At 64.4% G+C, this 12,493-nt stretch carries 12 protein-coding genes; 4 read left to right on the forward strand and 8 right to left on the reverse strand.

Features of this window, described 5'->3' with window-relative positions; translation table 11 throughout:
- Nucleotides 1-66 precede the first annotated feature (66 nt).
- From P6U31_RS23595 to P6U31_RS23625, 7 genes are all read right to left on the reverse strand, one after another.
- Nucleotides 67-1,125 carry a YeiH family protein gene (locus tag P6U31_RS23595; protein WP_407184172.1) on the reverse strand — a complete coding sequence of 353 codons (1,059 nt, stop codon included), beginning with the start codon at nt 1,123-1,125 and terminating at the stop codon, nt 67-69.
- A 111-nt stretch (nt 1,126-1,236) separates the two neighbouring features.
- Nucleotides 1,237-1,455 (reverse strand): hypothetical protein, encoded by a 219-nt coding sequence (locus P6U31_RS23600; protein ID WP_407184173.1) that lies wholly within the window; start codon nt 1,453-1,455, stop codon nt 1,237-1,239.
- A gap of 166 nt (nt 1,456-1,621) precedes the next feature.
- Entirely contained in the window at nt 1,622-2,335 is a 714-nt protein-coding gene (locus P6U31_RS23605; protein WP_407184174.1) for an ABC transporter ATP-binding protein, read from the reverse strand.
- A complete protein-coding gene (locus P6U31_RS23610) occupies nt 2,332-3,087 on the reverse strand; it encodes an ABC transporter ATP-binding protein (RefSeq protein ID WP_407184175.1) in 756 nt (251 codons plus the stop codon). Before P6U31_RS23610 ends, P6U31_RS23605 begins: the two co-directional genes overlap by 4 nt.
- 2 nt (nt 3,088-3,089) lie before the next feature.
- Nucleotides 3,090-4,109 (reverse strand): branched-chain amino acid ABC transporter permease, encoded by a 1,020-nt coding sequence (locus P6U31_RS23615; protein WP_407184176.1) that lies wholly within the window; start codon nt 4,107-4,109, stop codon nt 3,090-3,092.
- Nucleotides 4,106-5,008, reverse strand: coding sequence for a branched-chain amino acid ABC transporter permease (locus P6U31_RS23620; protein ID WP_407184177.1), 903 nt, complete (start codon nt 5,006-5,008; stop codon nt 4,106-4,108). The genes P6U31_RS23615 and P6U31_RS23620 overlap by 4 nt, the downstream gene beginning before the upstream one ends.
- A gap of 90 nt (nt 5,009-5,098) precedes the next feature.
- The gene (locus tag P6U31_RS23625) at nt 5,099-6,358 is read right to left on the reverse strand and encodes an ABC transporter substrate-binding protein (RefSeq protein WP_407184178.1); all 1,260 of its coding nucleotides are present in this window, start codon (nt 6,356-6,358) and stop codon (nt 5,099-5,101) included.
- 172 nt (nt 6,359-6,530) lie between these two features.
- On the opposite strand from P6U31_RS23625, the gene P6U31_RS23630 reads away from it, so the two are divergent.
- Genes P6U31_RS23630 through P6U31_RS23640 form a run of 3 tightly spaced genes read left to right on the forward strand, consistent with a single transcriptional unit; the run spans nt 6,531 to nt 10,575 of the window.
- Complete coding sequence (locus P6U31_RS23630; RefSeq protein ID WP_407189927.1) at nt 6,531-8,024, forward strand: AMP-binding protein; 1,494 nt, start codon at nt 6,531-6,533, stop codon at nt 8,022-8,024.
- Nucleotides 8,021-8,668 carry a TetR/AcrR family transcriptional regulator gene (locus P6U31_RS23635; protein ID WP_407184179.1) on the forward strand — a complete coding sequence of 216 codons (648 nt, stop codon included), beginning with the start codon at nt 8,021-8,023 and terminating at the stop codon, nt 8,666-8,668. Before P6U31_RS23630 ends, P6U31_RS23635 begins: the two co-directional genes overlap by 4 nt.
- Nucleotides 8,665-10,575, forward strand: a complete 1,911-nt coding sequence (locus P6U31_RS23640; RefSeq protein WP_407184180.1) for a flavin-containing monooxygenase — start codon at nt 8,665-8,667, stop codon at nt 10,573-10,575. The genes P6U31_RS23635 and P6U31_RS23640 overlap by 4 nt, the downstream gene beginning before the upstream one ends.
- 62 nt (nt 10,576-10,637) lie before the next feature.
- On the opposite strand, the gene ald is transcribed toward P6U31_RS23640, so the two are convergent.
- Nucleotides 10,638-11,753: an alanine dehydrogenase gene (gene ald / locus P6U31_RS23645; protein ID WP_407189928.1), complete on the reverse strand. Its 1,116-nt coding sequence runs from the start codon at nt 11,751-11,753 to the stop codon at nt 10,638-10,640.
- Nucleotides 11,754-11,896: 143 nt separating this feature from the next.
- Between ald and P6U31_RS23650 the strand changes: the two genes are divergently transcribed.
- Nucleotides 11,897-12,376, forward strand: a complete 480-nt coding sequence (locus P6U31_RS23650; RefSeq protein WP_407184181.1) for an Lrp/AsnC family transcriptional regulator — start codon at nt 11,897-11,899, stop codon at nt 12,374-12,376.
- The last annotated feature ends 117 nt before the right edge of the window (nt 12,377-12,493 follow it).

The raw sequence follows: 12,493 nt of genomic DNA on the forward strand, positions 1-12,493 counted from the left end.
CCGCGGCCGATCACATTGGCGACGACCAATAAACGTCTGGCGGAGGAAGTCCAGAGAGGGCGCCCCCTACTTGAACCAATGCACCAGCGCGATGCTGATCCCCAGCAGCAGCAGCAGCGACAACGTCACGGCGGCGGTCACCCTGCCGCCGACATTGGCCAGCACGCGCACATCGACGCCGAGGCCGAGCGCCGCCATCGACACCACCGTGAGAAAGCTCGTGATCTTCGTCACGGGTCCCACCACCGTGGCCGGCACGATCTCCAGGGAGCGCAGGGTGGCGAGCGCAAGGAAGCCGAGGATGAACCACGGGACCAGGCGGAAGAACCCGACATTGGCTTTCTTGGCGTTGCTCTGCCAGCGCGAGGCGACGAGCGACAGGCCGACGACCACGGGCCCGAGCATCAAGACGCGCATCAGCTTCACGAGCGTGCCGATCTGCGTCGAGACGAGCCCGGCCGGCACCGTCGCCGCCAGCACCTGCGGCACCGCATAGACGGTCAGACCCGCAAGGATGCCGTATTGCGTGGCCGACAATTGCAGCAGTGGGATCAATAGCGGCAGGCCCAGCACCATCATCACGCCGAGGATCGCGGTGAAGGAGATCGAGGATGCGATCTCGTCATTGTTGGCGCCGATGATCGGCGCCACGGCGGCGATCGCGGAATTGCCGCAGATCGAGTTGCCGCAGGCGATCAGGATCGAGAGCCGCGTCGACAGGCCCAGCATCCGGCTCAGGCCGAAGGAGACGCAAAGCGCGATGACGACGACGGCGGCGATGGAGGCCAAAAGCGCGATGCCTGAGGCGGCGATGGCCGCGAAGCTGATGGAAGCGCCCAGCAGCATCACCGCCACTTCAAGGAGCTGCTTGGCGCTGAAAGCGATGCCGGCCTGCCAGCGCGGCGCCGGCTTCCAGAAGCTGCGGAGCGCCATCCCGAGCAGGATCGCCATCACCAACGCCTCGACGTAGGGGTGCTCGAAAACGCCGAGCTCCAGGTGCTCGAGCAGGGCCGAAACACCCGCCACAGCGATACAGAGGAGAATTCCGGGAATCAGCGCGACGACGCGGCTAGTGGCTGTGGTCGGCTTGGCGTCGGCCGGGCTGGATGCTTGATTCTGCGACACAAATCTCTCCCAGAGGAGAAAGATCTATACGCATCACGATCCGATTGGGGAATAAGTTTTCGGCATATCAGAGCCGAGGGAAGTTCTATCCTCAGCCCCGAATAAAGCGGCTTAGAAGATCAGGTTCTTGGCGAGCGAGGCGACCCGGCTGAAGCCATCATAGATGCCCGGCTCGAAGAAGGCCGCACGCGCCAGCACGATGCCGGCGACCAGCGACCAGAACAGCCCGGTGCCGACCCGCAACAGGAGCTTCGAGGCGCGCGGCTTCGGCTGGGCATCCGTTGCGGACACCAACTGCTCGCCGAAGGGCTCAAATCCAGTGCGTTCCATGGCTACGCCAATCCATCAAATTCTGACGGGAATGTCGTCGTTTCCCACCCAAACGGCAATGGAAGCGATTGGCGTTTTTGCCCTCCGGAGGGGAAACTCCTTCCTCGCGGCAGGATCACGGCAACAGTTTTCTTCTTCAGGCCTATTTGGACACCGGCGGCGCGGGTTACAGGGCCAGATAACGCCGCCGGATCGCATCGTTGGCCTTCAGCTCGTCGATTCCGGCCGCATAGACGATCTGGCCCTTGTCGATGACCGTAGCGTGGCTCGCCAGCCCCAGGCAGAAATGCATGTTCTGCTCGGCGATCAAGACGGTCGATCCAATGCTTCGAAGCTGGCGCAACAGCTCGCCGATCCGCTGCACGATGATCGGCGCGAGCCCCTCGCTCGGCTCGTCCAGCAGCAACAGCGCGGGATTGCCCATCAGCGTGCGCGCGATCGCCAGCATCTGCTGCTCGCCGCCGGAGAGGCGCCCGGCGATGCGATGGCGCAGCGGCTCCAGCAGTGGGAAGACCTCATAGATGCGCTTGATCGGCCATTCGTCCTGGCCCTCCGGCCCGCGCTTCTTCCCGATGACCAGATTGTCCTCGACACTGTGCTCCGGAAAGATCTGGCGGTCCTCCGGCACGAAGCCGAGCCCGGCACGCGCGATCGTATGCGGCTTCTGGCCGGAGATCACCGCACCGCGCAGGCTCACCCTGCCCCGCCGCGGCGGCGCCAATCCCATGATCGCCTTCATCGTCGTCGACTTGCCGGCGCCGTTGCGACCGAGCAGCGCCATGGTCTCGCCCTGCCGCACCGACAGGCCGACACCGAACAGGATCTGGCTGGTGCCGTAGTAGACGTCGAGATCGGCGACTTCGATGACAACGGCGCTCATGCGGCGGCTCCCGCATGCTCGGTGCCGAGATAGGCGTCGATCACGGCGCTGTCGTTGCGGATCTCGTCGGGCGTGCCAGTGGCGAGAATCCGGCCGTAGCACAGCACGACGATCTTCGGAGCGATCTTGAACACGATGTCCATGTCGTGCTCGATGAAGACGACAGTGATCTTCTGCGTCTCCCAGAGCTCGCGCACCTTGTCGATCATGCGCCAGCGTTCTTCCGGCCCCATGCCGGCGGTCGGCTCGTCCAGCAGCAGCACCTTTGGTTCGAGCACCAGCGCCAGCGCGATGTCGAGCAGCTTCTGGTCGCCATGCGACAGCGTCGCGGCGGTGCGATGACGCTTGCCGGCAAGACCCAGCAGCTCCATCACACGTTCGGCGCGGTCACGCGTCTCCGGCAGCGGGAAGCGCTTGTGCAGCACCGCGGAGGAGCGCTGATCGGTGCTGACCGCGGCGAACATGGTCTCCTCCACCGTCAGCGACTTGAAGATGCTGGCGACCTGGAAGGCGCGGCCGATGCCGTGGCGGACGATCTCCGGCGGCGAGCGGCCGGCGAGATCGACACCATCGAGCAGCACCTGTCCGGAATCCGGCTTGAGCGCGCCGGTGATCAGGTTGAAGAACGTGCTCTTGCCGGCGCCGTTTGGTCCGATCACAGCGGTCAGCGAGCCGTCGGGGAAATCGAGCGAGACGTCGTTGGTCGCCTTCACGCCGCCAAATGATTTTGCGAGATTACGGATCTCAAGCATGGCTAGCGCCCCTCGCCTGCGTCGCGTCGGTGCGCGACCCATTCGGCGACGAAATCGAGCAGGCCTTTGCGCAGGCCCAGCGCGAAGAACAGGATGACCACGCCGAGCACGATGCCGTGATACTCGGTGAACCGCGTCACGGTGTCGTTGAGCAGTAGCAAGAGCACGGTGCCGACCATCGGCCCCAGGAAGGTCGAGACGCCGCCGAGCATGTTGATGAAGATCGCCTCGCCGGAGATGGTCCAATAGGCGAACTCGGGATAAGCGCCCGAGACGAACAGCGCCATCACTATGCCGCCCATCGCCGCGAACAGTGCCGCCAGCACGAACACGGTGAGTTTTGCGCGCCAGACGTCGATGCCGAGGAAGCTTGCGCGCGCGGCATTGTCGCGGATCATGCGCAAGGTGTAACCGAACGGCGATTGCGCGATCTGGCGCATCGCGAGCAGGCCGAGGATCAGCAGCGCGCAGCTCGCGACGTAGAGATGGACGTGGTTGGAAAGGTCGATGCCGAAAAACGCCGGGCGCGGGATGCCGCCGCGCAGGCCCTGGTCGCCGCCGGTGAAGGATGCCCAGGACAGGATGGTCGAATGGATCAGCATCTGGAAGGCGAGCGTGACGAAGGCGAAATAGATCTCCTTCAGCCGCACGCAGATCGCGCCGATGATTGCCGCAACGACCGCGGTAATCGCCAGCGTCGCCGCGAAGGCAACCGGAATCGGCACGGCGAGCTTCTGCATGATCAGGCCGAAGCTGTAGGCGCCAAGCCCGAAGAACATGCCATGGCCGAACGAGGTCAGGCCGGTGTAGCCGACCAGCAAATTGAGCGAGGTGGCGAACAGGCCGTATGCCGAGCAGCGGATGACGAAATCGAGCAGCGCCTTGCTGCCGGTGAATAGCGGCAGGCTCGCCAACACCGCGAAGGCGGTCAAGGCAATCAGGACGTCGCGATAGCGATGAAGCGCCGCCCCGCTGCGCACCGGCGCCAGCGTCTCGGCGCGTCCGGCCTCCAGCTCGGTCATGCCGCCTCCTTGCCGAACAGGCCGGTGGGTTTTGAGATCAGCACGATCACCATGAACAGGTACATCAGGCCTTCGGTAAACAGGGGGAAGCCGAGCGAGCCGAACGAGCGGATCAGGCCGAGCAGCAGCGCGCCGATCAGCGCGCCCAGGATCGAGCCCATGCCGCCGATCACCGTGACGATGAAGGATTCGATCAGCACCGAGAATCCCATCCCTGGTGTGAGCGAACGCACCGGTGCCGCCAGCGCACCGGCAAGCCCCGCCAGCATGCCCCCGAGCGCGAACACGCCACCATAGATCAGGCCGGTGTTGATGCCGAGCGCGGAGACCATGCCGGGATTGTGCGCAGCCGCGCGGATCACCTTGCCGATGCGTGTACGCGACAGGCCCGCGCCAAGCACGATGGCCGCGACCAGCGCAACGCCGATCAGCAGCAGATAATAGGGTGGCACCACTCCGCCGGCGATGAACAGCGGCATCACCTGGAATGCGGACGGCATGCCCATCGACTTGAACTCTGGTCCCCAAATAATGCGCACGACATCGTCGAAGATCAGCACGAAGGCATAGCAGACGAGCAGCTGCATCAGGACATCGGCGCCGTAGACGCGGCTCATGAAGACGCGCTCGAAGATCAGGCCGAGAATCGCGGTGCCGGCAGCCCCCGCCAGCATCGCGAGCGCGAAACTTTCCGTGAGCTGATAAGTCGTCATCGCGAAATAGGCGCCGAACATGTAGAAGGCGCCGTGGCTGAAATTGACGACCTTGAGCACGCCGAAAATCAGCGTCAGCCCGACCGCCACGAGAAACAGGAGCATGCCGATGATGAGGCCGCTGGTGGTCTGCGTCACCAGGCAGGCGGAGCTGGCAAGGCAGCCGGCAAGCGCGTCGATGTCCACGGAAGCACTTTCATTGCAGTGCGCCTGACGCGGCGCGAGGAGGCCAACGAAAACGGCGGAGACGGCCATCCGTCTCCGCCGTGGCTCGGATCAGGTGTAACCCTTGCTCTTCTTCCACTCGGCCTCGAGCTCGAAGATGGTCTTCCAGTCGCCGGCCTTGACCTCGGGCACATAGGGCTCCTGCGGGATCGTGGTGCCCCAGCCGATGGCATAGCCGACCAGCGTGTGGTCGTCGCCGCGCATCGTCACCGTGCCGTCGGCGCCGAACGGGCACTTGATGGTGAGGCCCTTCAGGACTTCCGCGATTTTCTTGCCGTCCGCCGAGTTCGCCTTCTTGGCAGCTTCGGCCAGGAACATCACGGCCGTGGCATTCTGCCATGACCAGTTGGTCGGATATTCGTTGTACTTGGCCCTGTAGGCATCACCCCAGGCGGCGTTCTCCGCCGTGGCCGGGAAGGTCTTGATGTAGCGGTTGCCGGAGTGAATGCCCTTGGGCAGGTTCTTCACCACCGTGAGCGCGGTGTAGTCGGCCATGTTGACCGCGAACACCTCCATCTGGCTGAACATCGCGTAGATGTTGGCCTGGTCGATGTAGGAAGTGAGATCGCCGCCCCACAGGCATGAGTACAGCGCCTGCGGCTTGGCCTGCAAAATCTTGGTCACCACCTCGGTGTAGTCGGGCTGGAACAGCTTTGGCCAGGACTCGCTGATGATTTCGACGTCGGGCGCGAAGCGCTTCAGATACAGCGTGAACTCGCCGGTGGTATCGCGGCCATAGGCGTAGTCAGGCGAGCACGTCGCCCACTTCTTCAGGCCCTTGGCCTTGGCGATCGAGGCGGCGTAGCTGCCGCCGACGATGGAATCGTGGATGCCCTGGCGCACGCAGCGGAAGGCATTGGGGATATGCTGCTTGGGATCGGCCGTGAGCGAGGACGCTTCCGAGCAGGTGTGAATGCAGAGCACACCGAGATCGCGCGCGACCTCGTGCACCGCGAACGATCCGGACGATGCCTCGCCGTCGAGCAGCAGCTCGCAGCCATCAGTGTTGACGAGCTCGCGCGCGACCCGGGCGGCTTCCTGCGGCTGGCCCTTGGAGTCGCGGATCACCATCTCGATCTGGCGCCCGGCGAAGCCGCCGGCAGCGTTGACCTTCTCCACCTCGAGCATCACCGCATTGCGCGAGGAGGTGCCGAGCTGCGCCACACGGCCCGACAGGATCGTCGGCATGCCGATCTTGATGGTCTTGGCTTGCGCACGCGCCACCCACGGCGCGGCAAACGTCATCGCACCGGCTCCCATCAGCGCCAGTGTTGAACGGCGACTGATGCCCGGCGTGCGGGTTCTCTTCATTTTCCCCTCCCTCTTTCGGGTCGGCGTTTCCTGATCCCTGTCGGAGATCGTCTCGTCTCCGTGTTTCCGAGGATTTCAGAGGGTGGGGGGTGACGTCAAGCCAAAGATGAATTACGAGTCAGAATTCATCGAGGGAGGAGTCGAGGCCTGCGACGGGCCCAACATCCGCGAAATGATCAATCTTTCGAGCTTCATCGCCTTTCACGCCAGGCGCTCGCCGGATCGGCCCGCGCTGAAATATCGCGGCGAGGAGATTTCCTACGCGGTGTTCGATCGACGGGTCCGAACGGTGGCGGGCTGGCTCGCCGCACAGGGTATCGGCGCCGGCGACGTCCTCGCCGTGCTCATGAAGAACAGCGCGGCGTTCCTGGAGCTCGTCTTCGCCACCAGCCATCTCGGCGCGGTGTTTCTGCCGATCAACTTCCGCCTCTCGCGCGAGGAGGTCGGCTACATCGTCGGCAATGCCGGCGCGCGGCTTCTGATCGTCGATGAGGAATTGGCTGCGAATGCCGCGGGCACAAGGATCGTCGTGCTCGACGAGACTGCTCAGCAGAGCGTCACGCATCTGGCAGGCGACGCGCCGCCCGCCTCCATGCATGTCCGTCGGCCATCCGACCTGATGCGGCTGATGTACACCTCCGGCACGACCGACCGCCCCAAGGGCGTGATGCTCTCTTACGATAATTTCTACTGGAAGTCGGCGGACCAGACCATCGCGCTCGGCCTCAGTGCCGGCACGCGCCTTCTCGTCGTCGGTCCGCTCTACCACGTCGGCGCGCTCGACCTGCCCGGCATCGCCGTGCTCTGGCATGGCGGTTTCCTCCGCATCGAGCGCAGCTTCGAGCCGGAGACCGCGCTTGCGGCAATCGCCGAGGACAAGCCCAACGCCGCTTGGTTCGCGCCGGTGATGACCACGGCGATGCTCACCTGCCCGACGCGTGACCGTTATGACGTCTCCAGCCTGCAATGGGCCATCGGCGGCGGCGAAAAGACACCGGAGGTGCGCATCCGCGCCTTCTCGGAACTCTTCCGCAACGCGCGCTACATCGATGCCTATGGCCTCACCGAGACCGTCGGCGGCGACACCTTCATGGAGGCCGGGCGCGAGATCGAGAAGATCGGCTCCACCGGCCGCGCCATCGCCCATGTCGAGATCGAGATCCGCGACGAGGACGGCAAGACCTTGCCGCCCAATGTCAACGGCGAGATCTGCCTGCGCGGACCAAAGATCACGCGCGGCTATTGGAACGACCCGGAGAAGACGGCGTCCGCCTTCTTCGGCGACTGGTTTCGCAGCGGCGATGTCGGCTATCTCGACGACGAGGGCTTCCTGTATCTGACCGACCGCAAGAAGGACATGATCATCTCCGGCGGCGAGAACATCGCCTCCTCCGAGATCGAGCGCGTCATCTATGAATTGCCCGAAGTGCGCGAAGTCGCGGTGATCGGCCTCTCCGACGCACGCTGGGGCGAGCGGCCGGTCGCCATCGTGGTCTTGGCGGAGGGTGCCGCGCTGGAGCTCCCTGCCCTCACCGAGCACTGCCGTGCTCGGCTGGCGAGCTTCAAGGTGCCGAAACAGCTGATCATCCGCGACAGCCTCCCGCGCAACCCGTCGGGAAAAATTCTCAAGCGCGTGTTGCGCGCTGAACTAGAGACCGTGGCATGACGCAAGGGCCAGCCATCGCGAAGGTCACAAAGCTCAACCGCGTCGAGCGCAACGCCTGGACCAAGCAGAAGATCTTCGACGCCGCGACCAAGGTCGTCGGCAAGCACGGCTACGCCGAAGCCTCCGTCGCCCGTATCACCGAACAGGCCGGCGTCGCGCAAGGTACCTTCTACAATCATTTCGAGAACCGCCAGGAGCTGCTCGACCAACTGCTGCCGAACATCGGCCTCGACATGGTCCGGTTCATCCGCGCCCGCACCGGTAATGCGCACGCGGCGCGGCAGGAGATCGAGCGGTTTTCCGCCTTCTTCGACTTCATCCGCGAGGTGCCGGAATTCCTGCGCATCCTCAACGAGGCCGAGTTCTTTGCGCCGATTGGCTATCAGAAGCATCTCGACAACATCTCGGTCGCCTATGTCCGCATCCTGCGCCGCGCCCGCCTCGCCGGCGCCATCGCGGATTACAACGACGATGAGTTCGAGGCGATCGTCCACATGCTGATGGGCGCGCGCGGCTATCTCAGCCGTCGCTACTCCTATTCGGCCGGCGGCGTCACGGCAGTGCCGGACCACGTGATATCCGCCTATCGCAAGCTGATGACGCGCGGCCTCTTCAATCCGCCCGAAGACCTGGACTCGCCATGAACATCGAATCTCCGCACCGGCCGCTCAATCTTGCCTCGACCATTGCCGAAGGCGACATCCGCTGTCTCCTGATGGTTCTGGTGCATATGACCGGCGACGAGAAATGGCTCGCGCCGCCATACTTGCCCAAGCGCGACATCCGCCTCATTCCGGATCCCGAGGCCGGCGTCCCCCCCAAGATCCAGGACGAAATCCGCGCGGCGGTGGTCAAGCTGTTCGCCAGTGGCACGCCGAAGCCAGTCATCACCGATCCCGGCGAAGAGCTGCTGCTGAACATGATGCGTGCCTGCCTCGGCGAGAACGTGGCACCGGAATATGCTCCTCTGATGCGCGAGGAGATGGGCTTTGTGCCGCGCGAGGCGCGCTGGACCAGCCGCCCCTCCGACAAGAAGCTCGCCGAGCAGCACGTCCTGATCGTCGGCGCTGGCGTCTGCGCCATTGCGCTTGGCGTGGCGCTCGGCCATCTCGGCATCCCCTACACCATCGTCGAGAAGAACGCCGAGCTCGGCGGCACTTGGTGGATCAATCGCTATCCCGGCTGCGGCGTCGATACGCCGAACCATTCCTATTCCTACTCGTTCGGCTCCGGCAATGCATGGACGCGCTATTTCTGCCAGCGCGAGGAATTGCTCGGCTACCTCCAGAAGGTCGCGGAGGAATACGGCATCCGCAAGCATCTGCGCGTCAACACCGAGCTGACTGGCTCGCGCTGGGACGAGGGGAGGAAGCGCTGGATTTCGACGCTGAAGACCAAGGACGGCGAAGAGACGTTTGAATCCACCGCGCTGGTCTCGGCCATCGGCCAGCTCAACGATCCCTCACGCGCTCGCTTCAAGGGCGAGGACAGCTTCAAGGGCACGGTCCTGCATTCGGCGCTGTGGTCGGACGACATCGAGCTCGACGGCAAGCATGTCGCCGTGATCGGCACCGGTGCGACCTCGATGCAGCTGGTGCCATCGATCGCCAGCCGTGTTGCCTCGGTCACGATCTATCAGCGCAGCGCGCAATGGGCGCGGCCGGTGAAGGGCTACGCGGATCCGATCAGCGATGGCGCGCGCTGGCTGCTGGCGCATCTGCCCTTCTATGTGCAGTGGTACCGCTTCAACATGTTCTGGCGCTATGGCGACGGCCTCTTGCCGTTCCTGCGCAAGGACCCGGCCTGGCCGCATCCCGAGCGCGCGGTGAACAAAGGCAACGACCGGCACCGTCAGGAGCTGACGGACTTCATCTTGTCGGAGCTGCAGGGCCGTCCCGACCTGATCGAAAAATGCGTGCCGACCTATCCGCCCTATGGCAAGCGCATCCTGCTCGACAACAATTGGTTCAAGACCTTGAGGCGGGACAATGTCGAGCTCGTCACCGACACGATCGACCATTTCGATGAGACCGGCATCGTCACTGCAGACGGCAGGCACCGTCCCGCCGACATCATCGTGGTCGCGACCGGCTTCAAGGTCACGGAAATGGCGGCCCGTCTCAACATCACTGGCCGCGACGGCAAGGATTTGCGCGAGGCCTGGGCCAACGACAATCCGACCGCGTTTCTCGGCCTCACCGTGCCCGCTTTCCCGAACTTCTTCTGCATGCTCGGACCGAACTCCGGTCCCGCCCATGGCGGCAGCGTCATCTTCCAGTCGGAATGCCAGAGCCGCTACATCTCGGCGTGCCTGGTCGAGATGATCGAGCAAGGCGTCACCGCGATCGATGTTCGCCAGGACGTGCTCGACGATTATGTCCGGAAGGTCGACGCCGAGCACGAGGCGATGATCTGGACCCACAAGGGCATGAGCACCTACTATCGCAATTCGAGTGGCCGCGTGTTTTCGGCGATGCCCTGGCGCTTCGTGGATTACTGGCGCATGACGCACGACCCGGATCTCAGTCAGTACAGACTGACGAAGGGGTGAGGTAGCTCTGACTCTGGTCGAAGCCCTTGAATCGCGCTCGCAATGACGGAGGTTGCGGCTACTCAGGCCGCCAACCCGCTCTCCACGGGAGCAAATTCCAGCCCGAGGCTCTCCGCTACCGCCTTGTTGGTGATGCGGCCGCGATGGACGTTCAGCCCGTTGCGCAGGTGCGGATTCTCCAGCACCGCGGCAAAGCCTTTGGTCGCCAGCATCAGGCCGAACGGCAGCGTGGCGTTGTTCAGTGCCTGGCTCGACGTCACCGGCACCGCGCCCGGCATGTTGGCGACGCAATAGTGCACGACGCCATCCACCTCATAGGTCGGGTCGGCATGCGTGGTCGGATGCGAGGTCTCGAAGCAGCCGCCCTGGTCGATCGCGACGTCGACCAGCACGGCACCGGGCCGCATCGATGTCAGCATGGCGCGCGTGACCAGCTTTGGTGCGCTGGCGCCCGGGACCAGCACCGCGCCGATCACGACGTCGGCGGCGAACACTTCCTCCTCAACCGACTCGATCGTCGAGAAGCGGGTGCGCACCCGTCCGGCAAAGAGATCGTCCAGTTGGCGCAGCCGAGGAAGCGAGCGATCGATCACCGTGACTTCGGCACCAAGGCCCGCGGCCATGCGGGCCGCCTGCGTTCCGACCACGCCACCGCCAAGCACGACGAGGCGGGCCGGCTGCACGCCGGGCACACCGCCCAGCAGCAGGCCACGGCCGCCGGCTGAACGTTTGAGCGCGGCGCCGGCGGCCTCGATGGCGAGGCGGCCGGCGACTTCGCTCATCGGCGCGAGCAGCGGGAGGTGACCGTTCGCGTCCGTGACGGTTTCATAGGCGATGGCGGTGCAGCCGGAGGCAAGCAAGCCCTTGGCCTGCTCCGGATCCGGCGCAAGATGAAGATAAGTAAATAGAATCTGCCCTTCTCGAAGCTGGGCCCATTCGCTTTTCTGCGGCTCCTTCACCTTCACGATCATGTCGGACTTGGCGAAGATGTCGCGGGCGCTCTCGGCAATGGTCGCCCCCGCCCGCCGATACACCTCGTCGGACGCGCCGATGCCGCCGCCGGCGCCGGTCTCGACCGTCACCTGATGCCCGGCCGCGACATATTCACGGACGGCCCCCGGGGTGAGCCCGACGCGATATTCCTGTAGCTTGATCTCCTTGGGAACACCGACGCGCATCTTGAGCTCCTTCACCAACGCATTGATTCCGCTTCTCATCGTAGCGACCGGGGCGGTTTGGTTTCGTGCAAATATCCGCTAGTTTCGCCCGCGCTGCGCCGGTTTCCGGCGCCGAACTGTCCTTTCACGCTGGAAACGAAACCTTGGCCCTCGACCGGAAAGACCTCGCGATCCTCGCGGAACTCACGACCAATGCGCGCGCCAGTCATACCGAGCTTGCCAACAAGATCGGCCTGTCGAGCACCGCCCTGGCACGGCGACAGAAGGCGCTGGAGGACGACGGCTATATCCAGGCCTACCAGGCCACGCTCGACCTCGCCCAGTTCGGCCTCACCACCACCGTGCTGGTTCGCATCGCGCTGGAGAGCCAGAGCGACGAGGCGCTCAAGGCCTTCGAGGCCGAGGTGGTGAAATGCCCCTCCGTCGTGCGGTGCTTCCTGATGTCGGGCACCGACGACTACATCCTCATCGTGCTCGCCCGCGACATCCAGGATTTCGAGCGAATCCACCGCACCGAGCTGTCCCGCTTGCCCCGCGTTGCGCGGGTGCAGTCGAGCTTCGCCCTGCGCGAGATCGTCAACCGCGCGGTGCCGACGGTGGTGTTCGGCGAGGCAAAGCGCTGACCTCCTCTGTCCGACCGAAACAATCAATCCGGAACCAAGCAACCCGTCATCCGTTGGGCGCTATCGGCCAGCGGCGGCAACGCATACTCGCGTCACTTCCCAATTTGTCCAGCTCGG

This window comes from Bradyrhizobium centrosematis (assembly GCF_045571495.1).
Lineage (GTDB): Bacteria > Pseudomonadota > Alphaproteobacteria > Rhizobiales > Xanthobacteraceae > Bradyrhizobium > Bradyrhizobium centrosematis.

Coding starts and splice junctions, on each gene's coding strand:
- P6U31_RS23605 (WP_407184174.1), bottom strand. CDS start 2,335: ATGAGCGCCGTTGTCATCGAAGTCGCCGATCTCGACGTCTACTACGGC.
- P6U31_RS23640 (WP_407184180.1), top strand. CDS start 8,665: ATGAACATCGAATCTCCGCACCGGCCGCTCAATCTTGCCTCGACCATT.
- ald (WP_407189928.1), bottom strand. CDS start 11,753: ATGCGCGTCGGTGTTCCCAAGGAGATCAAGCTACAGGAATATCGCGTC.
- P6U31_RS23625 (WP_407184178.1), bottom strand. CDS start 6,358: ATGAAGAGAACCCGCACGCCGGGCATCAGTCGCCGTTCAACACTGGCG.
- P6U31_RS23610 (WP_407184175.1), bottom strand. CDS start 3,087: ATGCTTGAGATCCGTAATCTCGCAAAATCATTTGGCGGCGTGAAGGCG.
- P6U31_RS23600 (WP_407184173.1), bottom strand. CDS start 1,455: ATGGAACGCACTGGATTTGAGCCCTTCGGCGAGCAGTTGGTGTCCGCA.
- P6U31_RS23630 (WP_407189927.1), top strand. CDS start 6,531: ATGATCAATCTTTCGAGCTTCATCGCCTTTCACGCCAGGCGCTCGCCG.
- P6U31_RS23635 (WP_407184179.1), top strand. CDS start 8,021: ATGACGCAAGGGCCAGCCATCGCGAAGGTCACAAAGCTCAACCGCGTC.
- P6U31_RS23615 (WP_407184176.1), bottom strand. CDS start 4,109: ATGACCGAGCTGGAGGCCGGACGCGCCGAGACGCTGGCGCCGGTGCGC.